Origin of the sequence: Bacillus sp. N12A5 (assembly GCF_026790125.1) — a bacterium.
Taxonomy (GTDB): domain Bacteria; phylum Bacillota; class Bacilli; order Bacillales; family Bacillaceae; genus Bacillus.
This window is the reverse complement of record NZ_JALAMR010000017.1, coordinates 66890-90926: the sequence shown is the minus strand read 5'-3', so window position 1 is coordinate 90926 and position 24037 is coordinate 66890. Positions and strand designations below refer to the sequence as shown.

The window sequence follows — 24037 nt, the reverse complement described above, 5'->3', positions numbered from 1 at the left end:
ACTTAGAGGGGATAATATCAGTTTCGTGCGGTCTTTTTTTGTTACAATCGACAGCATTTTGTAAAATAATTCATAGAACCTTGCAGCAGACAGGTACGTCTAGTACATGGACAGCGGATAAAGATCCGTTAAAGGAGATGAAAAAAATGGATTTATCTGTAACACATATGGACGATTTAAAAACAGTAATGGAAGATTGGAAAAATGAATTATTAGTTTATAAATTTGCGCTTGATGCGCTGGATACAAAGTTCTCAATTATCAGCCAGGAATATAACCTCATTCACGGACACAATCCGATTGAACATACGAAATCCCGTGTCAAAAGCTTTGAAAGCATCGTGAATAAATTAATGAGAAAGGGCTGCGAGATTACGACGAAGGAAATGAAGGAGCACATCAACGATATTGCCGGCGTGCGCATCATTTGTTCCTTTATTTCTGACATTTATAATGTCGTGAATGTGTTGAAGCAGCATGAGGATTTGAGAATTGTAAAGGTGAAGGATTATATCCAGACGCCAAAACCGAACGGCTACCGCAGCCTGCACTTAATCATCGAGATGCCTGTGAATTTAACGAACCGTGTGGAATACGTCAAAGCAGAAATTCAGATCCGGACGATTGCGATGGATTTCTGGGCGAGCCTTGAACATAAAATTTACTATAAATTGAACAATGACGTTCCTAAGCAATTAACAGATGAGCTGAAGGAAGCCGCGGAGATCGCCCATTATTTAGATGAAAAAATGCTGGGGATTAAGAAAGAAGTGGATTAGAAAAGACGGCACCCAAGTGCCGTCTTTTTTATTTGATATCTTCATAAATGTCGGAGGCTTTAGCCTTCATTTGTTTCTGATGGGCTTTCGGTTTCTTTTCTTTTTTCACAGCTTGATAGACAGCGGCTGTCACAAGATCGCCGGCCTGCTGGAGGCGGTCTTTGCTGATATGTTCGATTGAGTCTTCAGGGGTATGGTACCACGGCTCAACTTCTTCGGTTTCCGGGTCTCCCCAAATAAAGTTGGCGGAATCAATGCCGGCTTCGTGGAACGGCACATGATCTGATGATCCTCCTTGTGTCAGAGACAGGCTGTCAAACCCAATTGTTTCAGCAGCCGTATGGCTGGATTCCCAAACATCGTTCGATTGGCCGTCCAATGTGTTGACATACAGCTCAGACGCACGCTCCCAGCTTGTGCCTACCATGTCTAAATTGAAGTTCACTTCGCTTCGTTTCAGCTCTTTTTCCGGTAGATGATCTACATAATGAGAGGAGCCAAGCAGGCCGAGCTCTTCAGCGCCGAAAGCGATAAAGCGGATTTCTTTATCAGATGGAACGCTTTTTAAGACGCGCGCCATTTCCAGCATGACAGAGGTTCCTGAGCCATTGTCATTTGCTCCGGGCGAAAAAGGAACACTATCGTAATGGGCTGTCACATACACAATGTCTGGATGTTTGATATTCTTTGGTTTTTTGATTCCGATGATGTTCTGGGAGGTTTGGTTTGTGAATGCTTTTAGTTTTAAGGTGGCTTCTTTTTGCTGGGTAAGGGTTTCACCGTCTTCTTTCTTAATTCCGACAACAGGAATGCCGGCTTTATTTCCCGATAGGTTTGGCGTCACAGGCACGAGGCTTTCTTTGTTGTTATAGATGATGACAGCCTTCGCACCGGCGGCCTCGGCATTTTTTGCTTTCTCATAAAATGTAAGGTCTCCTCTGGATATCAAGGCGATTTTGCCCTTGGCGTCAGCGGTAAAGTCCTTTGGATATCCCAAACCAGCATTGAAAAGCGGGGCCGTCAGCCCTTGTTCTTCAGTCGGGGCTGAGCCGGATGCCGCCCGAAGAAGAATATCGCGCCCTTCTGAAGACAGCGTTCCCTCAAGCCGGTCAGGAATACCAAACCGCTGAACCTTCACATCAAGGTTTAATTTTCTCAAGGATGAGGCGATCAATAGAGCGCTCTTTTTTTCAGCGGCAGTTCCGGCTATTCTAGGGCCGATGGCTTCACTTAGCTGAGAAATGGTGGAGTACGCGCGATTGGCTTTGAATGGGAGCTCTCTCTCGCTATCTGATATTTGTACAGCGCGCGCGGCAGGGGTGACACTCTGTGCCGGCAAGAGAACCGTTCCGGCAGTTAAAACGGCCATCGTCATTACAGTCAAAAGCTTTTTCATCAAAAACCCTCCCCTAATGTATGGATGGAGAATATTTCGGGATGCTAAAGGAATTTCCTGCAAAATGAAGAGCGTTTTTGAAAAGACAGTGCTTTATACCTGCAAAAAAACGCTTATGAATGAAGAGTCATAAGCGTTTTGGGATATTAGGCTATAGGAGCTTTAAAAACTTGCGTTTGCCGACTTGGATAATCATATTCTCCTTTATTTCTGCATTGGCGTGAACATCTGTTATTTTCTCTCCGTCGATGCGGATACCCCCGTTTTGAATCATGCGGCGTGCCTCGCTCTTCGAAGAGAGGAGCTTCAATGTAACGAGCAGATCGACAATCGAGATTGTTTTCTCGCCTTCCCATTGGACAGCCGGAATATCATCAGGAAGGCTGTTTTCCTGAAAGACGGTTTTAAACGATTGTTCGGCAGTCTCAGCGGCTTCCGCTCCGTGATACATTCGGACGATTGTTTTGGCTAAAAGCATTTTGGCATCCCGCGGATGGACGGTGCCGGTTTCTAATTCTTTCACGAGCTGTTTTTTCTCTTCTAGCTCTAAGTCCGTTGCCAAATGGATGTATTTTTTCATCAGGCTGTCTGGCAGTGACATCGTTTTTCCGTACATGTCGTTTGGATGTTCGTCAATGCCGATGTAGTTGTGTTTCGATTTCGACATTTTCTCAACCCCGTCTAAGCCCTCCAAGAGCGGCATAAGGATGACGACTTGTTTTTCTTTGTTGTATCGTTCTTGGAAATGCCGGCCCATCAGCACATTGAAATGCTGGTCTGTTCCGCCTAATTCAATATCGCTTTCAAGAACGACGGAATCGTATCCCTGCATCAGCGGGTAAAAGAAATCGGCTTTTGCATGGCGATGCGTTCTTCAAAATCGTCGCGTTCCATGAGGCGGGCTACGGTTATTTTGCCTGCCAAGTCAATAACATCCTCCAGATTCAATGTCTTCAGCCATTTCGAGTTGTAGTGAAGCTCGATTTTGTCTGGATCCAGTACTTTTCCGAATTGCTCAAAGTATGTTTTGGCATTGTGCTGAACTTCTTCATCGGACAGCTGCTTTCTGGCTGCTGACTTTCCGGTCGGATCACCGATTTTTCCTGTGAAATCCCCAATTAACAGCTGGACAATGTGGCCGTTTTCTTGAAATTGGCGCAGCTTGTTTAACACCACCGTATGGCCCAGATGCACATCCGGTGCAGATGGATCTAATCCGAGCTTAATTTTTAGCGGTGTGCCTGTCGAAATTGATTTCACGAGCTTTGCCTTTAATTCCTCCGGCGGTATGACTTCTTGGGCGCCTGTCATGTATAGCTGAAGCTGTCTCTCGACTTCTTTTTGCTGTGCAGCTGTGAGCTGGTCAAATGTTTTCATCATTCGTTCTTCCTCCTTTTTTTGAAACACAAAAAAGAGCCCATCCCGATAAGGGACGTGGCTCAATGCACGCGGTACCACCCTGGTTGAAGACATCGTCTTCCGCTCATTCGAATAACGGTTTCCCGTTCTTTGCTACTAAGGTTCACAAAGAAAGCTCGGGGAGGTAATTCACGTTTGCTGTGTGCCGGCTCGCACCTTCCGCCGGCTCTCTGAAACAGGGAGACAAACCGCTACTGGATTCCCGTCAAAGCTTAGGTTGTATGAAGATTGTCAGCAACCTTTCTAAGCAGCCCTGTTAATATTTTCTGTTCGTCCTTCGTCATTCCCGCAATGAGCTCTGTTTCCCCTTTGTGAAACTCCGGGTAGAGTTCTTCGATCGCTTGTTTGCCGGAATCGGTGATAGAGACAAACACGAGTCGCCGATCCCTTGTGTCGATGCTTTTTCGGCAAAACTCCTTTTTTTCGAGCGTTTTGATCACGTTGCTTGCTGTAGCTGTAGATATCCCTGACAGCTCAGCGATTTTTCTCGTTTCGAGCGCTCCCCATACCCATAGATCATAAAGAATGGAGAAAGCGGTCCAAGAAAGGTTATAGGAAGAAAGAACCTCAGTCTCCATTTTGACACGGAGCCTTTGTGCAGACCGATACAGGTTTGTCGCAATCGATATGGCTTCCAGGTTCAGTGACTCAATGGGCATTTGTGTAAGCTTAGAAAGTGTGTCGTGTTCTTCTTTTCGAAGCTGCTGATGTGGATGAGAACGTTTCATTGTTTAAGCCTGCCTTAAGTTTCTGAATCATTAGCTATGAAACGAATTGTAACAGAGTCTGATGTGAACTTCAAGCCTATATATCGGTGAATAAAAAAAGACAAAAAAACACCAAACTAAAGAAAAACCCGCAAACGGGGGTGCCATCTTGCAAAAATATGTTCAATCCGTCTATAAACAAGATCCGTTTCACCTTTTTTCAGCAGAGCATGTGGTGACATTAGCGGTGATTGCCATTTTGGCCATTTTGTTGTTTCTGTTCCGCGAACTGGTCAGGCGGCCTAAACTCAGCTTATTTCTGCGCTATTTGTTTGTGTTTCTGCTGGTTGGTTCGCAAATCGGTTATCAAATATGGATGATCGCAACGGGGAGGTGGTCTGTGCGCACTTCATTGCCTCTCCAGCTTAGTGACTTGTCGGTGTATTTGTCGGCCATTATGCTAGTAACAAAAAACAGAAAGCTGTTTGTCTTCTTATATTTTGTCGGCATCGGGAGCTCGATTCAGGCTCTTTTGACACCTGACCTCGGTATGTTTTCATTTCCGCATGTTCGATATATCCTCTTTTTTATTTCGCACGGATCTGTGTTTTTATCCTGCCTGCTGATGGCGGTGGTTGGCACTTATAGAATGAGCCAGCGCTCTTTATGGGTGACCGTCCTGATTGTCAATGTGTATGGAGTCTGCATTTATCTGCTTGATCGCTGGCTTGGCGCGAATTATATGTACTTGACGAAAAAACCGGGAGGCTCTTCTCTCTTGGATGTTCTCGGGCCGTGGCCGTGGTATATCGCTTCGGCTGAAGCCATAACGATTGCCAGCTTCTACATCCTCTACTGGCTTTATCGCATGATGAAAAAATGACATCTTTTTTGTTGTATGACACATTCTGTTTAAAAAATTGTCGGAGAACGTGTTTATTTTTTTGAAAAAGGGTATGTAACTTGTACAACAAAAAGGGAGATGAATACCATTGAGGAAAGATGAAATCATGCATATCGTATCATGCGCAGATGATAATTATGCTCGTCATTTAGGTGGGATGTTCGTTTCTTTATTGACAAATATGGATCAGGAGAGAGAAGTAAAATTATACGTCATAGATGGCGGAATTAAACCTGATAACAAAAAAAGACTGGAAGAAACCACATTGAAATTCGGCGTGCCGATTGAGTTTTTAGAAGTGGATACCAATATGTATGAGCATGCGGTAGAAAGCAGCCATATTACAAAAGCCGCGTATTACCGCATTTCAATCCCAGACTTAATTAAGGATGAGAGCATCAAGCGAATGATTTATATCGATTGTGACGCGCTTGTCTTGGAGGATATTTCGAAGTTATGGGACTTGGACATTGCGCCATACACCGTAGCCGCTGTTGAGGATGCGGGGCAGCATGAACGCCTGAAAGAAATGAATGTCACTGATACAGGAAAGTATTTTAACTCAGGTATCATGATTATTGATTTTGAGTCTTGGAGAAAGCAAAACATCACAGAAAAAGTCATCAACTTTATCAATGAACACCCAGACGAAGACTTTCTTGTGCTGCATGACCAAGATGCACTGAATGCGATCTTGTATGATCAGTGGTATGAACTTCATCCGCGCTGGAACGCTCAAACATATATCATGTTAAAATTGAAAACACCACCGACTCTGTTAGGGCGGAAGCAATATAATGAAACGAGAGAAAACCCGGCAATCGTGCACTTCTGCGGCGGAGAAAAACCTTGGAACTCCAATACAAAACATCCGTATCGCGAGGAGTATTTCCATTACATGTCCTATACGAAGTGGAATACGATTGGGAACCCGGCGATCAACCAATAAATTGAATATAAAAAACGCTTTTGATATCTCAAAAGCGTTTTTTTGTTTGCCTCAGCGCGCCACTGACCGTTGATAAAACCGCTGAATATGCATGGCGATATAGCACAATTCTTTTTCAGGAAACTCAAACCCGTATTCCTTCTTCACAAATGTGCCGATGCTTAGGGCACACAGGAAGGCATCCTTAAACTTCTCTTTAATAATGTCGATCATTTCTGCATCCAGCTCGTAAATGGATTCGCCCGCTTTGATGTGTTGAATGGCAAAGCGGAGATGCGTCACAAGCCGTTCATAAGAGATGGTATCTTCCACAATATTGATTGACAGCTGAGTTTCAATAATCTCGATAATATCACGGATCATCGTTGTAATATCAAGTGTCTGCGTCATGTCACCGGCATTGTTTCTAGCCGTGTGGATATGCATGGCGATATTGCCGATTTCATCATCAGGAATGTGAATCCCCAGTTTATCTTGAATCAACGCTCTGGCCCATAAGCCGATCTGGAATTCCTTCGGATAAAGGACTTTGATCTCATTCAGCAGCGGGTTTTTGATGACCATTCCATTGCTGAGGCGTTCGATTGCAAAGGAGAGATGGTCTGAAAAAGCGACATGAATACGCTCGTTGATTTTAATGTTCAGCTCTTGTTCGGCATGGGAGATAATTTGCTCGGAAATCTGAATATGGTCTTCCGGCAATGTTTCTAAAATCTCTTCGAACTGCTTATAATCAGGTGTATCTTTTCTGACAAAGGTTTTTTCTATTTTTGACGGATCGACAATATCATTCTTCTTTTTGTCGAACGCAATTCCTGCACCTAAGAGAATCTTCTCTTCATTTTGATCCTTTACGACGATAGCATTATGATTTAAGATTCTTTTAATTTTCATAGCTCTTTTGTCCTTTCATCCCCCGTTTTATGAATGAAAACGAATAAATCCAGTTATTCTGTCTCTTCTTTAAACCCGAGAAACAATGTAGCTATAAAAGCAGAGACGGCCGCGATCAAAAAACCGATCATATAATGAACGAAATTAGCAGCGCCGAACGGCAGCACGATTGAAATCATCGGAATGCCTGTCAGCCCGTAGGAATTCGACACAACATGCATCGCAACCACATATGCGCCTCCAATAGCCCCGCCGATGGCAGCCCCGATAAAGGGCCGGATCAGTTTGACATTGACCCCGAATACAATCGGCTCCACAATGCCTAAAAACGCGGTAAGGGAAGCGGGGAGCGCAATTTTCTTCAGTCTTGATTGTTTCGTTTTGAAGAAAACCGCAAGTCCCGCTCCGCCTTGGGCCACATTTGCCATCGACCATATCGGCACTAAAAAGTTCACCCCGACATGCGGATCGGAAAGCAGCGTTGCTTCAATCGCATAAAAGCTATGATGCAACCCGGACAAAACGATGGTGGAGTAGATGCCGCCGAACAGGGCTCCGGCAGCAATGCCGGCGTGATCATAGATATAGACAATCGATTGTGTCATGATCTGGCCGATGATGGATGCGGCGGGATTCATCACAATCAGCGCGAGGCACCCTGTCACCATGACTGTAATAAAAGGAATGATGACGGCATCAAGCGACTTCGGCACAATCGATTTTAACAGCTTCTCGATTTTGCTCATGACATAAACGGAGAGAAGAATCGGGATAATGGAGCCTTGATAGCCCATCATTGGAATATGCAGCCCCCAGATGTCTAGTGAAGCGGGGGTTTTGCTGCCGAGCATAGACGGATCCAGCAGATCAGGATGCGTCAAAAGCCCTGCTATTACTGCCCCTAAATATGGATTGCTGCCAAATTGCCGTGCGGCACTGAAGCCGACTAATATCGGCAGCAAAATAAAGGCTGTGCTGGACACGAGGTCGAGCATCTTGATCAATGGGCTGTCGGCTGCGAACCAGTGAAACACCTTAATCATGCCGATCAGCCCCATGAGAAGGCCGCTTGCTGTGATTGCCGGGATAATCGGCACAAAAATATCGGACAGTGTTTTTGCAAATGCTGCGACAGGGTTCAGCTTTTTGCTCGCCTTTTTCTGTTGAACAGGCTCTTCAGAAGGTGCGGCCTCCCACACGTGAACGACTTCTTTATATATTTTGTTGACGACGCCTGCTCCGAAGATGATCTGGAATAGCCCATATCGGAAAAAGGTGCCCTGCACACCTTGCAGGTTTTCAATAGCATGTATATCGATTTTCGTCTCGTCTTTTACCTCAAAACGAAGACGGGTTGTACAATGGCTGATGCTGATAATATTGCTTTTTCCTCCTGCGAGGAGCAATAATTCTTTTGCAATCTCTTTTTGCAAACAATCAAAACCTCCTTTGCTGAAGAAAAGTCGGCTTGTTCATCGTATCAAATGAAAAGTTGACAATCAAAATGAAAAAAGTGAGAATTACCGGCTGAAAATGACAAAACGTGCTAGGACAACAAAAAATGCCCGCGTCGGTGACGGAGCATGAGAATAGGGATTGTCCATGGCGCCGTTATGAGCCCAACACGAAAAGAAGAGTTAAAATGCCCTCAATTTTAAGGCACTAATACTCCCTTTGCATCATTAGGTCTTGCCTGCCTGACCAGTCACAATCCCGCCATATGTGGTGATAACTGTAATAACGTTCATTTTATGCTGTTCATAGCTGGATAGCAATAGTATGAAAAGCCTGTGCGATGAATGGGAAAAAGGTTGTATGTGATGGTTGGGAATGTAAAAACGCCTGTAAGACCCAGAATACAGGTCTTACAGGCGTTTTGGTTACTTTTTCGGTTTAACGGCATTCAGCCGTTTTTGCAGTTTTGTTTTTTCAGTGGATGCTTGCAATTGATTCACTGCAGAATGAGCGGATGCCTTTGATTTTTTTGTTTTGTCCTTTTCAGCCTTTTTCACTTTGTTTTTGGCAGTTTCGATTTTTTTGGCTTCGGCTGCCGCCACTTTTTTCTTCACTTTGTCTAACCGTTTTTGCAATGACGTTTTGTCCTTGCCTGCTTGAAGCTGATTGACAGCTGATTGTGCTTTTGCCGCATTTGCCTGAGTTGATTTCTTTTCTGCTGCGGCGACTGATTGCTGCGCCATTTTCAAATTGGTGCTTTTCACTTTGGTAATGCGCTTCTGAAGAGATGTTTTTTCTGAACCTGACGGCAGCTTGCTGACTGCCGATTGTGCGCTGTCTACATCTGATTTCTTTTTGCTTTTTTCCGCTTTCGCCACTTTCTCTTTCGCCTGCTTTAACGCGATGTAGCGTTTTACTTGGTCTAGGCGTTTTTGCAGGTTCTTTTTGTCTGTTCCGTTCGGCAGCTTGTGAATGGCAGCTTGTGCTGTATCGACGGTTTGCTGGGTTTTATATTTTTCTGCCTTTGTGACTTTGTCTTTCGCATCTTTTACATATCGGTATGCTTGTACTTTATCCAGCCTTTTTTGCAGGGCTGTTTTGGCGTCAGAATCCGGCAGCTCGCTGACGAGTTTTCCCGCTTTGTCGATATCGGTTTGTGTTTTTGTTTGTTCCGCTTTTTTCACCGCTTGCTCTGCCGCTGTGTACGCTGAATCTGTTGCCTGAGCTTTATACTGGATGAAGCCGTAGCCAAATTGCTGATCGCGGCCCGCGGTTCCAAGATCAACGATATGTTTCTGCATATCTGCGCGAAGCTGCACGTTTGTCTCAGCGGGATCACGCTGTTTTAACAAAGCAAACATGGCGGCCGCGTGCGGTGCCGCTTGGGATGTTCCGCTCCCTGTCGCATAATATTGGTGTAAGTAAGTGCTCGTGATGTTTGTTCCCGGCGCTGAAAATTCAACCTCATCTCCTGTTGATGAGAAGGAGGCAAGCTGATTGTTTTCGTTTGTCGCTGAAACCGCAACGACACTGCTGTACGCCGCCGGATAGTTGACTGGGTGGCCGTTCCCGTCGTTTCCGCTTGCGGCGACGAGCAGAACGCCTTTTTCATAAGCTCTGTCCACAGCGTCATGAAGGATTTGGCTGTCTGATGTCGTGCCAAGGCTCATATTGACGATGTCCATCCCGTTTGCGATCGACCAGTCGATCCCTTGGAGAAGACCTTGAAGATCCCCCGAGCCGTTCTGATTAAGCGCTTTAACCGCGTAAATTTGTGCTTCCGGTGCGATGCCGTCAATTCCGTAGCCGTTATGCTTGGCTCCAATAATCCCTGCGACATGTGTTCCGTGCCCGTTATCATCTTTGTAAGAAGAGGTATAACTGACGGCTGAATACCCGCCGGCAATCGACAGGTCTTCGTGGGGGGAGATTCCGCTGTCAATGACGGCAATTTTGACATTTTTGCCCGTCAGTCCCGCCTTCCAAGCCTGTTTGACCTGAATGGGTTCAAGGTTCCATTGCTCGAAGTTGTCAGAGGTTTCAGAGCCGTCTGACAGCACTTTGAAATCCGTGCTGCCTGCTGCGGTGAATGAGACATTGTTTTCGACATACAAAATATCAGGATCCTCTTGTAATTCTTTGACTGTATTCTGATCAGCTGTGACCGCTACTGCTGGAAGGTGCTTATACTGCTGTTCTACCTCAGCATCGCTGTCCAGGATGCTTTCCTTGCCGGCTTTGTTTTTATAAACCACAATGACTTCTTTCTCGCTGCTGTTTTGCGCATGAGCGAGAGGGCCTATGGCGAGGAAACTGAAAAACAAAGTGACTGATACTACAAGTTTGCAAGACATGTTTTTCATGACTGATCTCCTTTTCTATGATGTTTGATATATATATCGGAGGAAAAAGAGAGTTTGATAGTAAGGAAGAGATTTTTTTATGGACAGCGTTGCTTAGCGCCATGCAGATTTTTTCCGGAGGAAGAGGAAATTTTCCAGATGAATTTGTAAGCGTTTTCAAAATAAGATAAAGAAAACATTGCGAAGGTTGTTCATAAAGCAATGAGAAAAGGGGGCTTTTCAAATGAGCGCATTCACTCGGGTGATGGAGGAAAAAATAATGCCTGTCGCTGGGAAAATTGCCGGGCAGCGGCATCTCAGCGCTTTGCGTGACGGAATTATCCTGACCATGCCGCTGATTATTATCGGGTCTGTCTTTTTAATTTTAACGAGCCTGCCGATTCCGGGGTATGCTGATTTCATGGCGAGTGTGTTTGGGAACGAGTGGGCCGATAAGCTCGGATATCCTGTTAACGCTTCGTTTGATATTATGGCGATGATTGCGGCTTTTGGGATCGCCTATAGGCTGGCAGAAAGCTATGGTGTCGATGCCCTTTCTGCCGGAGCGATTTCAATTGCTGCATTTCTGCTGGCAACACCGTTTGAGGTGCCGTTTACACCGGGTGGCTCAACGGAACCCATCATGGTAGGGGGCGGAATCCCGATCACGCTGCTCGGCAGCAAGGGCTTATTTGTCGCCATGCTGATCGCCTTGTTTTCAACTGAAATTTATCGGTACATTATTCAAAAAAATATCGTCTTCAAAATGCCAGACGGCGTGCCGCCGGCGGTAAGCAAATCGTTTGTCGCGCTGATTCCCGGCTTTATCATTGTGTTTCTCGTGTGGCTGGCGCGCCTTCTGATTGAAATGACGCCTTTTCAGAGCCTGCATAACGTCGTGGGAGATTTGCTCGGCACACCGCTTTCTATCCTTGGCGGCAGTCTCGGCGGAAGCCTGATTGCTGAATTTGTGCAGATGCTGCTTTGGTCGTGCGGGATTCACGGGGCTTCCATCATTGGCGGAATTATGGCGCCGATTTGGTATGGCGCAATGGATGCCAACCGTCTCGCGTTCCAAGCGGGAGAGGCGCTGCCAAGTATTTTTACAACCCAGTTTTTTCAAATTTGGATCAATGTCGGCGGAAGCGGAGCGACGCTGGCGCTTGTCCTGACGATGCTGGTGCGTTCCCGGAGCAAACAAATGAAGCAGCTTGGCCGATTAGGGATTGGCCCTGCGCTATTTAATATCAACGAGCCGATCATTTTCGGCATGCCGATTGTCATGAACCCGCTCCTCATTGTTCCATTCATCATCGCGCCGCTCCTCACAATAACAACAACTTATATCGGCATGAGCACTGGACTCGTGGCAAGGCCGGCCGGAATCGCCGTGCCGTGGACGATGCCGCCGCTCATATCAGGTTACCTGGCGACAGGCGGAAAGGTGTCGGGCGCCGTTATGCAGCTGGTGAATCTGCTGATCACCTGCGCCATCTACTATCCGTTTTTCAGAATATGGGATCATCAGAAATGGAAGGAAGAGAGTGCGGTGGAATCCGGGGGTAAAAATGTGTCGTGATTTTATAAGCGTTTAAATAATGGAAAAAAGCAGCGTTATGCTGCTTTTTTTCTACCGTTGAAAGAACTCAATCCACTCGCCGTCAGGACCTTCAATATAAAAGTAACGGTACCCGTTAGGAAGTGTTGTGATCTCTTCGTCGATGAATTTCGCGTTCATTTTTTCTGCTTTTGTATACTCAGCCGCAATGTCATCCGTCAGCAGGGCAATGTGGTGCACTTTTCCTTCGACAGGAAGCTCGCTGCTGTAACCTTGAATCAGTTCGATTTCCGTTTCTGGGCCATCTTCAAAGCCGAGAAAAGCAAGCTCGATCACACCGTTCGTGTGTGTGATGCGATCCTTCAATTTCATGCCGAGAACCTCTTCATAAAATGTGATGGACGCGTTGATATCTCTTACCATAATGCCTGTATGGTCAATTCGTTTTGCCATGCTGCTCCTCCTCGTAACTCTTTTTGTCTATCGTAGAAAAACCTTTCCTTTCTGTCAATGCAGACATCTTGGCGTTTTGTGGTACGATAAGAGAAAGCAAACAGAAAGAGGACGAACAAATATGAAGCTACTCACCCTAAAGAAAGCACACGCTGCAAAAATTAAAAAAGGCTATCCGCTCATCGATAAGGAAGCTCTCGCAGGGAGTGCGGGGCACGTGAAAGAAGGAGACCTCCTTGATATTGTGTCTGAGAATGGCGAGTTTCTCGCACGGGGCTACTATGGCCTGCAAAACAAAGGGGTCGGCTGGGCGCTTACCCGCAATAAACATGAACAGATTGACCAGGCATTTTTTCATAGTAAATTAACAAAAGCACTCCAAGCGCGCACCAAACTATTCGCTGCCCAAGATACAACGGCATTCCGCCTGTTCAATGGTGAGGGCGATGGCATCGGCGGCGTCACGATCGACTATTATGACGGCTACCTGCTGGTTCAATGGTACAGCAAAGGCATTTACGCCTTTAAAGACATGCTGATGTCCGCATTGGATGAGCTGGATCTTGATTATAAAGCGATTTACGAGAAAAAACGCTTCGACACGGCCGGCCAATACGTTGAAGATGATGACTTCGTGAAAGGGAAAAGAGGCGAGTTCCCGATCATCATTCAGGAAAATGGCATTCAATACGCGGTGGATCTGAATGAAGGCTCCATGACGGGCATTTTTTTGGATCAACGACATGTACGCAAGGCGATTAGAGACCGGTATGCCAAAGGGAAAACGGTTCTAAACACATTTTCTTATACGGGTGCATTCTCTGTGGCAGCGGCGCTTGGCGGAGCGGAGAAAACAACAAGCGTGGATGTGGCAAACCGGAGCCTGGCGAAAACGATCGAGCAATTCAGCGTGAACAAGCTGGATTACGAAGCGCACGACATTAAAGTGATGGACGTGTTTAACTATTTTTCGTACGCGGCGAGAAAGGATCTGCGATTTGATCTGATTATCCTTGACCCGCCTTCCTTTGCGCGTACAAAAAAACGCACCTTCAGCGCGGCCAAGGATTATAAAAACCTGCTGAAGGAAACGATCGCCATCACTGCTGACAAGGGCATCATCGTTGCTTCCACAAACAGCAGCGCCTTCGGCATGAAGAAATTCAAAGGCTTTATCGATGCTGCCTTCAAAGAAACAAATGAACGCTACGCAATTATTGAGGAATTTACGCTGCCGGAGGATTTCAAAACGATTTCGGCATTTCCGGAAGGCAACTACCTAAAAGTGGTCTTTCTGCAGAAAAAATAAAGCAAAAAGCTGCCCTGTTCAGGAGCAGCTTTTTCTATGTAGAAATGATTTTCTGGACGCGGCCGATGCGGCCATCTTCAAGCCGTACTTTAATGCCGTGCGGATGAAAGCTTGATTTCGTCAAGATATCCTTCACTGTCCCTCTCGTCAGTTTTCCTGTTTTTTGATCTGCTTTCAACACAATATCAACCTGTAATCCTTTCGATATGCTGCTTCGCTCTTGCCCGTTCATAGCGTACATCCCCTTTCCTTTTGTTCATTATAGACATTACGGTTTAAAAGTAACAGCCGGCTGATGAAGTGAATTTTTGTTTTTTTCAGCCTTCATTAAATATAATGTCAGTCCAAAGCCTGCTATGCTCAACATGCCAAAAAGCAAGTAGACCGCGAAGATCGACACGTAATCAAAAATGTACCCGCCTGCGAATGTACAGAACCAGTTGCCGAATCCATTGCCGATGGCGGCGTACATGGTCAGCGCCGTCGCTTCAACGTGGCTCGGGGTAATCCTTTTTACGTATTGGAGCGCCGCTGGGATAAATAAACCGATGGCCACTCCCTGAAGAAAAACCGTCGCATAGATGATCCATAATGAAGGCGCTGTGAAATAGAGCGCCCATCTGAATAATGAGACTCCGCCTGACAGCATAATGACGTTGAGCAGTCCCATTTTATCTATAAATGTTTGGGTAAATCGCATAAATGGTATTTCTGAAATCACGCCGATGAAAAATAAAATGCCGATAGCGGAAAGAGACGCGCCGCTTTTGTCCAGAAAAAGACTGAAATACGTATTGTTCGCTAAGTTTGGAGCAAATGTCGTAAAAGTGATGATCATAAAGATGAGGAAGGTTTTGTTGCTGATCAGCTCCCGGAATCCTTTGCGGATATTGACCTTTGTTTTGGTTTTCTGCTGGCCCGGCATTTGAGAGGCCAATATGGCGGCAATGCACAGAAAGCCACAGCCAAAGATAAAGATCACGTGAATGGGGTACAGCTGATTCGTCACCTGTCCCATGACGAATACCGCAATGCCAAAGCCGAGAGAACCAAAAAGGCTGATTCCGCCGTAGTTGCCGTTTGTTGCTTGTGTGTACCTTAATGAAATGCTGTCCGATAATGGAATAATCGTGCTTTGAAAGGCTGCAAAACAGGCTGCAATCAAAATAAACAGCGGGAAGCCGTCAAATGCAATATAGCCTAATCCAATGATACCTGTGATTGATGTGCAAACCGCCAGCAGGCTTTTCGTTTTTTGCGTATAGTCGCTCAGCATTCCCCAAAAAGGCTGAAAGAAAATCATCACAATCGGTCCGAGTGACATGATCAAGCCGACCTGTGATCCGCTTAAATGCTGTTCTTTCGTTAAATACATACTGAGTAAGGGAATAATGCTGCCCGTGCCAAGAAAAGCGAACAAATAAAATCCTTTTAACGCGGCGTAGTGCCGTCTCACCTGCAAGTTGTGCATGGGGGTGCCTCCTTTGGTATCCACAAATTACATTATATTGGAATTTGCCAGCTTTTCAATAAGGGGAAGCACATAAAAAAACTGCCCTTGAGAGGACAGTTTTTTTACATAAATGAAAGTAAAAACGGCGCCGCGCAAAGCGTCATAATCGCAGCTAAGATCATCGACACGCTGGAAATCGTGCCGGACACAGAGCTGAGCTCAAATGCTTTTGACGTTCCCGCTCCGTGTGCGCTTGTGCCGAGCAGCACGCCCCGCGCGATTTCGTTATCAATGCGGAAATAGCGGATGACCATCGGGCCGATCACTGTGCCGAACAAAGCGGTCAAAATCACAAACACAGCTGTGACGGCAGGCATTCCGCCGATCATTTCAGATACGTTCATCGCGATCGGCGTTGTCACTGATCTCGGGACGAGGCTGTCAATTAAGCCGGTGCCGAGGTGAAGCCATTTCGCAATAAGAGCGGTTGAAATAATCGCGATGCATGAACCGACGGCCACGTTCAAAATAATTTCGACTGCGTATTTCTTTAAAACAGGGAAATATTTATAAAGCGGGATCGCGAATGCCACGGTGGCCGGCTGAAGCATATCGGTCAGCAAGGCGCCGCCGAGATTATAGGACTCGTACGGGACATTCACCAGCAGCAGCAGGCCGACTAGCACAGCGGGCGTCACCAATAGCGGCGACGTATAGACACGCGGAAAGCGTTGATATACCTTTTTTGCTCCTAAATACACCAAAACCGTTAAAAACAAACTTACAATTCCGATGAACACGTATGCTTTTTCTCCTTTCTTTTTGCAATGATTTGTGTAAGCGTTCCTGTAGACACCATCACGACAAACGTGCTGATGATGACAACAAGCAGAATGCTGACACCAAATTTCGACATAATGTCTCCGTATTCAATCACTCCGACGGCAGACGGGATAAAAAATAAAAGCAGCTCCCCGAGAAGCCACGCTGCGCCAAGCTCTATCCATTCAAGCTTGATGATCTTAAAGTGTAATAATGTGAAAAGAATCACAATCCCAATTATACTGCCGGGAATATTTATATGAAGAAGGGCTGTCACCCAATTAATCAGCCGAGCAAATATAAATAACAGAGCGATTTGAATAACGGTTAGCAACAGTTTTTTCATATTGATGCCTCCCTTATATTCCTATTGTACATAAGGTCTCGATATAGGTAAAATATATATTAAGAATAATAAGTATTCCTTTTGTCTATAGAAAGGGTGAAGCACATGGATATCCGCCATTTAACATATTTCTTGGAAGTCGCCCGTTTAAAAAGCTTTACGAAGGCTTCCCAATCTCTTTATGTTTCTCAGCCGACAATATCAAAAATGATTAAAAATTTAGAAGAGGAGCTCGGGATCGAACTGTTTTACCGAAACGGCAGGCAGGTGGAACTGACTGATGCCGGCCAGAGCATGTATGTGCAGGCCCAGGAAATCATTAAATCATTTCAAAACCTGACGTCAGAATTAAATGATATTATGGAGGTCAAGAAAGGGCACGTGCGGATCGGGCTGCCGCCGATGATCGGATCAGGGTTTTTTCCAAGAGTGCTCGGCGATTTCCGTGAAAACTATCCGAATGTTACCTTTCAGCTAGTTGAAGACGGTTCTATCAAAGTCCAAGAAGGTGTCGGGGATGGCTCTCTTGATATCGGCGTTGTGGTTCTTCCTGCAAACGAAGATATATTTCATTCGTTTACAATTGTAAAAGAGACCTTAATGCTTGTCGTTCATCCTTCCCACCCGCTGGCAGATGAAAAGGAGTGCAGGCTGCGTGAGTTGAAGGACGAGCCTTTTATTTTCTTCAGGGAGGATTTTGTCCTGCACAATCGAATTATGACGGAATGTATCAAAGCTGGATTCCGGCCTCACGTCATTTATGAAACCTCACAATGGGATTTTATTAGTGAGATGGTGTCAGCCAACCTTGGAATCGGGCTTTTGCCGGAACGAATCTGCCGCGGCCTTGACCCGGAAAAAGTGAAGGTCATTCCGCTTGTCGATCCGGTCATCCCTTGGCATCTCGCTATTATTTGGAGAAAAGACCGCTACTTGTCCTTTGCGGCCAGAGCTTGGCTTGAACATACGAAATCGTATTTATGGGACCCAAAAAAAGATAGTAAAGGATGATGCAAACATGGATGCACAATCAGCAGCAAAATGTCTTACTGCTGTCCGCCGGCATAGCCCTCTGGTGCACAGCATAACCAATAATGTCGTAACGAATTTTACAGCAAATGGCCTGCTCGCCCTCGGCGCATCACCCGTTATGGCGTACGCGAAAGAAGAGGTCGCCGACATGGCGAAGATTGCGGGTGCGCTCGTATTAAATATCGGGACGCTGAGCAAGGAATTAGTTGAAGCAATGATCATCGCGGGTAAATCAGCTAATGAACATGGCGTCCCTGTCATTCTAGACCCTGTCGGTGCAGGAGCAACACCGTTCCGCACGGAATCGGCACGCGACATCATCCGTGAGGTGCGCCTCTCTGCGATCAGAGGGAACGCGGCAGAAATTGCCCATACCGTCGGCGTTACCGATTGGCTGATCAAAGGTGTTGATGCAGGAGAAGGCGGAGGCGACATGATTCAGCTGGCCCAGCAGGCGGCACAAAAGCTAAGCACGGTCATTGCCATCACTGGCGAAGTCGATGTCATAGCTGACCCGTCAGACGTATTTACCCTTCATAATGGCCACAAGCTGCTGACGAAAGTAACAGGCGCCGGATGCCTGCTGACATCTGTTGTCGGTGCGTTTTGCGCCGTAGAAGAAAATCCATTGTTTGCTGCTATCGCTGCCATTTCTTCATATGGCGTTGCAGCTCAGCTTGCCGCACAGCAGACGGCTGACAAAGGTCCGGGAAGCTTTCAGATTGAATTGCTGAACAAGCTTTCCTCTGTTACTGAACAAGACGTCCAAGAGCTGGCGACAATCGAAAGGGTGACTGTTTCATGACACGTATTTCTCGGGAAATGATGAAAGATCTATTATCTGTTTACTTTATTATGGGATCAAACAATACAAAAGCCGATCCCGTCACAGTTGTACAACAAGCGTTAAAAGGCGGCGCCACGTTGTTTCAATTTCGTGAAAAGGGCGGGGATGCGCTGGCAGGAGATAAGAGGATTGAATTCGCTAAAAACGTGCAGGAAGTCTGTCGTGAAGCGGGTGTTCCTTTCATTGTCAATGATGATGTGGAGCTGGCCCTGGCGCTGAAGGCTGACGGTGTCCACATCGGTCAGGAAGACGCCAACGCCAAAGAAGTAAGAGACGCTATAGGCGATATGATTCTTGGTGTTTCTGCCCATACAATGTCTGAGGTGAAGCAAGCTGAAGTAGATGGCGCGGATTATGTCGGGCTCGGGCCAATCTACCCGACGGAAACGAAAAAGGATACGAGAGCTGTACAGGGAGTATCTCTTATCGAAGCGGTTCGCCGCCAAGGCATCGGTATTCCAATTGTAGGCATCGGCGGCATTACAATCGAAAATGCCGCACCTGTTATCCAAGCGGGAGCGGACGGTGTCAGTATGATCAGCGCCATCAGTCAGGCGGAGGATCCAGAAGGCGCAGCACGCAAGTTTCATGAAGACATTCAAACGTATAAAAAGGGAAGATAAACGTACGTCTTCCCTCAAAAGGCTGTCCTGTAAAGGACAGCCTTTTTGCTGTGGGATCAAGGTTTTCAGACCTTCAAATTTTAATTGACAAAGAACAGGAACTGGCTATGATTATGATATATAATGATAATCATTTTCAGTTATAGGAGGAACATGATGGCTCGGGTGCTGGCACTTATTTTATTCAGCTTGTCGATGGTTTTCGGTTTTGCGGCGCATGCGAAGGACGATCCGATCGCTGCACTGATTCAATTAAACAAGCAAATGATCGCATCCGTAAAAGACGGAGATGTAGACTCGGCACAACAAACATTTGAAACATTCAAGGCGAAGTGGAAAAAAGAAGAACCTACTATCAAAAAGGAAAACCTTTCTTCTCACAGCAAGATGGACTCGAATATCGCAATGATTTCTCTTTCTTTCGTCAATCAAGACGCAGAAAAACTCAAAACGCAACTTGAAGAGCTTTCCTCTCATTTAGAAACCTATCAGCAGGCTGTCGTACTGAAAAAGACATCCTCGGGTCAATCAAGGGCGTCCTTAACAGCCTATATACAAGGCTTAAAAGATACAAAACAGCTAATAGAAAAAAACCAATTGGGTCAAGCATCGTCAGCAATCGACAATTTGATTACATCCTGGCTGGCTGTAGAGGGGGACGTCGTATCCCAATCGAAAGAAGCCTATACGACATCAGAGGAAAACCTGGCGCTGATGAAGGCTGAGATCGACAGTCATCCCGAAAAGGTATCAAAGCAAATTGACGAAATGATTCAGTTGCTCGAGCCGATCGCATCGAGCAGCTACAGCTGGTGGGATGCGGCGCTGATCCCGATTCGTGAAGGGATGGAAGCCCTGCTTGTCATCGGGGCGCTTTTAACCATGACAAAAAAAGCGCGTGTCACACGTTCCACGGCATGGATCTGGGGCGGGGCGTCCGCCGGCATGGTTGTTTCCTTGGCAGCCGGCATCGGTGTCACGCTTCTGTTCTCCTCCAACATATTCGGGGAAAACAATTTCTTGCTTGGCGGGATCACCGGTGTACTGTCCGCAGTCATGCTTTTGTATGTCGGGGTGTGGCTGCACAGAAATGCCTCAATGGATAAATGGAGAGAAAAAATCAACATCCAGAAATCACAGGCGCTGAAAAAACGAAGCCTGCTATCCTTCGCACTCATTGCATTTCTGGCGGTTGTAAGAGAAGGGCTTGAAACGGTCATCTTTTTCATCGGGCTTGTCGGGAAGCTTCCGCTCACTGAACTGGTCGGCGGAACTGCCGCGGGGCTTATCGTTCTCGTCATCGCCGGTATTCTGATGATTAAGCTCGGAATGCGGATTCCACTGAAGCCGTTCTTTCTTTTATCCATGGCGGTTGTCCTGTATATGTGCGTGAAATTTCTCGGAACCGGCGTTCACAGCCTTCAGCTGGCGGGCATTCTCCCGTCTGATGCAGAGAGCTGGCTGCCGTCCGTATCGATGCTTGGAATTTATCCGTCCGTGTACAGCACGATTCCGCAATTGCTGATCCTGTTCTTTTTACTGATTGCGCTTATCTCAGAAGCGGCAAAACATTTTACAAACGGAAAGGAACTGACAAAATGAATTTTATAAAAATCGCTGTATCAGCCGGATGCATCCTTGCACTGTGCGCAGGATGCGGAGCCAACGACACATCCTCAACCAAAGACAAAGCTTCATCTGAAAAAAGCGGGGTCAACAAAGAGATCGCCGCATCCGTAGATAAGATGGAAACCATCATTTCCAAGCTGAATGATTCAGCAGAAAAAGGAGACCAAAAAGAGATTGAAAAGAAGGGAAAAGAGTTAAACAGCTACTGGCTTTCCTTTGAAAACGATATCCGCGGCGACTATCCGTTCGAATATACAGAAATCGAAAAGCATCTTCAGCCCATCTACACAGAAGCGCAGAAAGACAAACCGGATACAGATAAAATCAAGACAGAATCTGAGTCACTAAAAGTGTCCTTAGAAGACCTGACGGAAGCGAAGAAGAGCAGCAAAAAGGCAAGCGATCAGCTGGAAAAAGCAGCCGATGAATATAAAAGCTATGTCAAAGAGCAGAGCGATCAGCTTGTAAAAGCGACTGAAGCATTTACAAGCGCTGTGAAATCCGGCAATATCGAAAAGTCCAAAACGTTATATGCGAAAGCGCGTGTTTATTACGAGCGAATCGAACCGATCGCTGAAAGCCTCGGAGATCTTGATCCGAAAATTGACGCCCGTGAAAACGATGTAGAAGAAGGGGACAAATGGACAGGCTTCCATAAGCTTGAGAAAGCCATCTGGAAGAACCGAAATATTTCCGGGGAAAAGGCAACAGCTGACCAGCTTCTCAAGGATGTTAAAGAGCTTGACGGTTCAATTCAATCCCTGGCATTAACACCTGCACAAATTGTAGCAGGCGCAATGGAGCTTTTAAACGAAGCCGGCATTTCGAAAATCACGGGAGAAGAGGAGCGCTACTCACGAATCGATTTAGTAGACCTTATGGCGAATGTGGAAGGCTCAGAAGCTGTTTATCAAACAGTGAAAAGCGCACTTGTAAAAGATCACTCTGACCTGACGGAAAAGCTGGATACGGAGTTCAGCGATTTTGAAGTTTTAATGGCAACATACAAAACAAATGATCAGTCCTATACGTCTTATGATAAATTAAGTGAAGAGCAAATCAGAGAGCTGAGCACAAAGCTGACGACTCTTTCTGAAACCATGTCGAAGATTGCGAATGTGCTATAAAAGGAGTTTTGTAACAGCATGAGCGATGAACAAAAAAAGCCAGAACAACAAATTCACAGACGGGACATTTTAAAATGGGGAGCGATGGCAGGCGCGGCCGTTGCGATCGGTGCCAGCGGACTCGGCGGTCTAGCTCCGCTTGTTCAGACCGCGGCTAAGTCATCGAAAAAGGACGAAAAAGAAGATGATCAGGTCGTTCCGTTTTATGGAAAGCATCAGGCCGGAATCACAACTGCCCATCAGACGTATGTTTATTTTGCCGCGCTTGATGTAACTGCAAAAGAGAAGGCTGACATCATTACATTATTCAGAAACTGGACAAGTCTGACACAGATGCTGACGTCTGGCAAGAAAATGTCGGCTGAGCAGAAAAATCAATATCTGCCGCCGCAGGATACAGGTGAATCCGCTGATTTATCCCCTTCCAACTTAACGGTCACATTCGGATTCGGACCTGGCTTTTTTGAAAAAGACGGAAAGGACCGCTTCGGGCTGAAAAGCAAAAAACCGAAGCACCTTGCCGCTCTTCCTGCGATGCCGAATGACAACCTGGATGAAAAGCAGGGAGGCGGAGACATCTGCATTCAAGTATGCGCAGACGATGAGCAAGTGGCGTTTCACGCGTTGCGGAATCTGCTCAATCAAGCAGTTGGCACCTGTGAGGTCCGCTTTGTGAACAAAGGCTTTTTAAGCGGAGGAAAAAATGGTGAAACGCCGCGCAATCTCTTTGGATTTAAAGATGGAACAGGCAACCAGAGCACGAAGGATGACAACTTGATGAACTCCATCGTGTGGATTCAATCGGGAGAGCCTGATTGGATGGCGGGCGGCACCTATATGGCCTTTCGGAAGATCAAAATGTTCCTTGAGATTTGGGATCGCTCTTCCCTCAAGGATCAGGAGGATACCTTTGGCCGGAGAAAAAGCTCGGGAGCGCCTTTCGGTCAGAAAAAGGAAACAGACCCTGTGAAGCTGAATCAAATCCCGCCAAATTCACACGTCAGCCTTGCGAAATCTACGGGAAAACAAATTTTGCGGAGAGCCTTCTCTTACACGGAAGGACTTGATCCTAAAACTGGCTATATGGATGCGGGCCTCCTCTTTATCAGCTTTCAAAAAAATCCCGACAATCAGTTCATCCCCATGCTGAAGGCCCTTTCGGCAAAGGATGCGTTAAACGAATACACGCAAACAGTCGGTTCTGCTTTATATGCATGCCCAGGCGGCTGTAAAAAAGGAGAATATATTGCCCAGCGTTTGCTGGAATCATAAAGAAGCCTTTATATCGGCTTCTCTTTTAAAAAAATAGTTGTAACTTTAATGGTTACAGTTTAAAATCAACCTATACGAAAGGAGATTATCATGACAGTACACATCAAAGTTTATTCAGATTACGTCTGCCCATTTTGTTTCATTGGAAAAGCTGCTTTTGAAGAAGCGATGAAAGGAAAGGATGTTGAAGTTGAGTGGATGCCGTTTGAACTGCGCCCAAGCCCATCACCTCAGCTTGACCCGGTCAATGATCCTTCTAAACAGTACATGTGGCAGACATCGATTCAGCCAATGGCGGACAAATTGGGAGTCGAAATCAATTTTCCAAACATCTCGCCACATCCATATACAGATTTGGCATTTGAAGGCTTTCACTTTGCAAAGGAATTTGATAAAGGATATGAATACAACACCCGTGTCTTTCAGGCATTTTTCCAAGAGGGCAAAAATATTGGGGACATTGACATCCTGACAAAGCTTGCCGAGGAAGTGGGCCTAGATGGATCCTCATTTAAATCCGCACTGGAATCAAGAACATATCAGGACGTGCAGCGTCAGGCCTTAAAGCACGCCTATGAAGAGGCTGACATCACGGCGGTTCCAGCCTTTATCATTGGAGACACCGTTATTCCCGGCGCTGCCGGCAAGGACGTATTTGAAAAAGCAATTTCTGACGAACAGCAGAAAAAGTAAGAAAAAGCTCTCAATAATAGAGAGCTTT

The 24037-nt window shown here is 46.1% G+C and carries 22 protein-coding genes, 1 pseudogene and 1 other annotated feature; of the genes and pseudogenes, 12 read left to right on the top strand and 11 right to left on the bottom strand.

Translation table 11 applies throughout. From position 1 onward, the window contains the following. The first annotated feature begins 146 nt into the window (after nt 1-146). Nucleotides 147-779: a GTP pyrophosphokinase YwaC gene (ywaC, locus tag MOC09_RS17470; RefSeq protein ID WP_003222250.1), complete on the top strand. Its 633-nt coding sequence runs from the start codon at nt 147-149 to the stop codon at nt 777-779. Between the two features lie 28 nt (nt 780-807). On the opposite strand, the gene ywaD is transcribed toward ywaC, so the two are convergent. From ywaD to ywaE, 3 genes and pseudogenes are all read right to left on the bottom strand, one after another. Continuing rightward, on the bottom strand, nt 808-2175 hold the full coding sequence (gene ywaD, locus MOC09_RS17465; protein ID WP_268371316.1) for an aminopeptidase YwaD: 1368 nt from the start codon (nt 2173-2175) through the stop codon (nt 808-810). 151 nt (nt 2176-2326) lie between these two features. Beyond that, a pseudogene (gene tyrS / locus MOC09_RS17460) lies at nt 2327-3555 on the bottom strand (tyrosine--tRNA ligase). Nucleotides 3556-3600: 45 nt separating this feature from the next. Next, nucleotides 3601-3812, bottom strand: a binding site (T-box leader). Further along, complete coding sequence (gene ywaE / locus MOC09_RS17455; protein WP_268371313.1) at nt 3807-4322, bottom strand: tyrZ transcriptional regulator YwaE; 516 nt, start codon at nt 4320-4322, stop codon at nt 3807-3809. (Overlaps the previous feature by 6 nt.) Nucleotides 4323-4470: 148 nt before the next feature. Here ywaE and MOC09_RS17450 point away from each other — a divergent pair, with 148 nt between their 5' ends. Continuing rightward, nucleotides 4471-5184, top strand: a complete 714-nt coding sequence (locus MOC09_RS17450; protein WP_268371311.1) for a TIGR02206 family membrane protein — start codon at nt 4471-4473, stop codon at nt 5182-5184. A 109-nt stretch (nt 5185-5293) separates the two neighbouring features. Then, nucleotides 5294-6154, top strand: coding sequence for a glycosyltransferase family 8 protein (locus tag MOC09_RS17445; protein ID WP_268360445.1), 861 nt, complete (start codon nt 5294-5296; stop codon nt 6152-6154). Nucleotides 6155-6205: 51 nt separating this feature from the next. On the opposite strand, the gene sacY is transcribed toward MOC09_RS17445, so the two are convergent. The 3 genes from sacY to MOC09_RS17430 form a co-directional block, all read right to left on the bottom strand. After that, nucleotides 6206-7048: a transcription antiterminator SacY gene (gene sacY / locus MOC09_RS17440; protein ID WP_268360446.1), complete on the bottom strand. Its 843-nt coding sequence runs from the start codon at nt 7046-7048 to the stop codon at nt 6206-6208. Between the two features lie 53 nt (nt 7049-7101). Further along, nucleotides 7102-8481, bottom strand: a complete 1380-nt coding sequence (sacX, locus tag MOC09_RS17435; protein WP_268360447.1) for a SacY negative regulator SacX — start codon at nt 8479-8481, stop codon at nt 7102-7104. A 447-nt stretch (nt 8482-8928) separates the two neighbouring features. After that, nucleotides 8929-10866, bottom strand: a complete 1938-nt coding sequence (locus tag MOC09_RS17430) for a S8 family serine peptidase (protein ID WP_268371310.1) — start codon at nt 10864-10866, stop codon at nt 8929-8931. A 223-nt stretch (nt 10867-11089) separates the two neighbouring features. Between MOC09_RS17430 and celB the strand changes: the two genes are divergently transcribed. Then, nucleotides 11090-12424, top strand: a complete 1335-nt coding sequence (celB, locus tag MOC09_RS17425; protein ID WP_268360449.1) for a PTS cellobiose transporter subunit IIC — start codon at nt 11090-11092, stop codon at nt 12422-12424. Nucleotides 12425-12475: 51 nt separating this feature from the next. On the opposite strand, the gene glxA is transcribed toward celB, so the two are convergent. After that, nucleotides 12476-12856, bottom strand: a complete 381-nt coding sequence (gene glxA, locus MOC09_RS17420) for a glyoxalase GlxA (RefSeq protein WP_268371308.1) — start codon at nt 12854-12856, stop codon at nt 12476-12478. 121 nt (nt 12857-12977) lie between these two features. Here glxA and MOC09_RS17415 point away from each other — a divergent pair, with 121 nt between their 5' ends. Then, nucleotides 12978-14165 carry a class I SAM-dependent rRNA methyltransferase gene (locus MOC09_RS17415; RefSeq protein ID WP_268371306.1) on the top strand — a complete coding sequence of 396 codons (1188 nt, stop codon included), beginning with the start codon at nt 12978-12980 and terminating at the stop codon, nt 14163-14165. Nucleotides 14166-14199: 34 nt separating this feature from the next. On the opposite strand, the gene MOC09_RS17410 is transcribed toward MOC09_RS17415, so the two are convergent. The 4 genes from MOC09_RS17410 to MOC09_RS17395 form a co-directional block, all read right to left on the bottom strand. Continuing rightward, nucleotides 14200-14397 (bottom strand): YwbE family protein, encoded by a 198-nt coding sequence (locus MOC09_RS17410; RefSeq protein WP_003222222.1) that lies wholly within the window; start codon nt 14395-14397, stop codon nt 14200-14202. A gap of 36 nt (nt 14398-14433) precedes the next feature. After that, nucleotides 14434-15636, bottom strand: a complete 1203-nt coding sequence (locus tag MOC09_RS17405; protein ID WP_268371304.1) for an MFS transporter — start codon at nt 15634-15636, stop codon at nt 14434-14436. Between the two features lie 104 nt (nt 15637-15740). Beyond that, on the bottom strand, nt 15741-16418 hold the full coding sequence (locus MOC09_RS17400) for a CidB/LrgB family autolysis modulator (protein ID WP_268362034.1): 678 nt from the start codon (nt 16416-16418) through the stop codon (nt 15741-15743). Next, entirely contained in the window at nt 16400-16786 is a 387-nt protein-coding gene (locus MOC09_RS17395; RefSeq protein WP_003222205.1) for a CidA/LrgA family holin-like protein, read from the bottom strand. Before MOC09_RS17395 ends, MOC09_RS17400 begins: the two co-directional genes overlap by 19 nt. Before the next feature lie 105 nt (nt 16787-16891). On the opposite strand from MOC09_RS17395, the gene cidR reads away from it, so the two are divergent. The 7 genes from cidR (at nt 16892) to MOC09_RS17360 (ending at nt 24009) form a co-directional block, all read left to right on the top strand. Next, nucleotides 16892-17797, top strand: coding sequence for a cidABC operon transcriptional activator CidR (cidR, locus tag MOC09_RS17390; RefSeq protein ID WP_268362037.1), 906 nt, complete (start codon nt 16892-16894; stop codon nt 17795-17797). A gap of 7 nt (nt 17798-17804) precedes the next feature. Further along, a complete protein-coding gene (thiM, locus tag MOC09_RS17385) occupies nt 17805-18623 on the top strand; it encodes a hydroxyethylthiazole kinase (RefSeq protein WP_268371302.1) in 819 nt (272 codons plus the stop codon). Further along, entirely contained in the window at nt 18620-19288 is a 669-nt protein-coding gene (gene thiE / locus MOC09_RS17380; RefSeq protein WP_268367312.1) for a thiamine phosphate synthase, read from the top strand. The genes thiM and thiE overlap by 4 nt, the downstream gene beginning before the upstream one ends. A 156-nt stretch (nt 19289-19444) precedes the next feature. Then, on the top strand, nt 19445-20890 hold the full coding sequence (locus MOC09_RS17375; protein WP_268367314.1) for an FTR1 family protein: 1446 nt from the start codon (nt 19445-19447) through the stop codon (nt 20888-20890). Continuing rightward, the gene (gene efeM, locus MOC09_RS17370) at nt 20887-22044 is read left to right on the top strand and encodes an iron uptake system lipoprotein EfeM (RefSeq protein ID WP_268371300.1); all 1158 of its coding nucleotides are present in this window, start codon (nt 20887-20889) and stop codon (nt 22042-22044) included. The genes MOC09_RS17375 and efeM overlap by 4 nt, the downstream gene beginning before the upstream one ends. Nucleotides 22045-22062: 18 nt before the next feature. Beyond that, the gene (efeB, locus tag MOC09_RS17365) at nt 22063-23316 is read left to right on the top strand and encodes an iron uptake transporter deferrochelatase/peroxidase subunit (protein WP_268371298.1); all 1254 of its coding nucleotides are present in this window, start codon (nt 22063-22065) and stop codon (nt 23314-23316) included. Between the two features lie 90 nt (nt 23317-23406). Continuing rightward, nucleotides 23407-24009 (top strand): DsbA family oxidoreductase, encoded by a 603-nt coding sequence (locus MOC09_RS17360; protein ID WP_268371297.1) that lies wholly within the window; start codon nt 23407-23409, stop codon nt 24007-24009. Nucleotides 24010-24037: the final 28 nt, after the last annotated feature.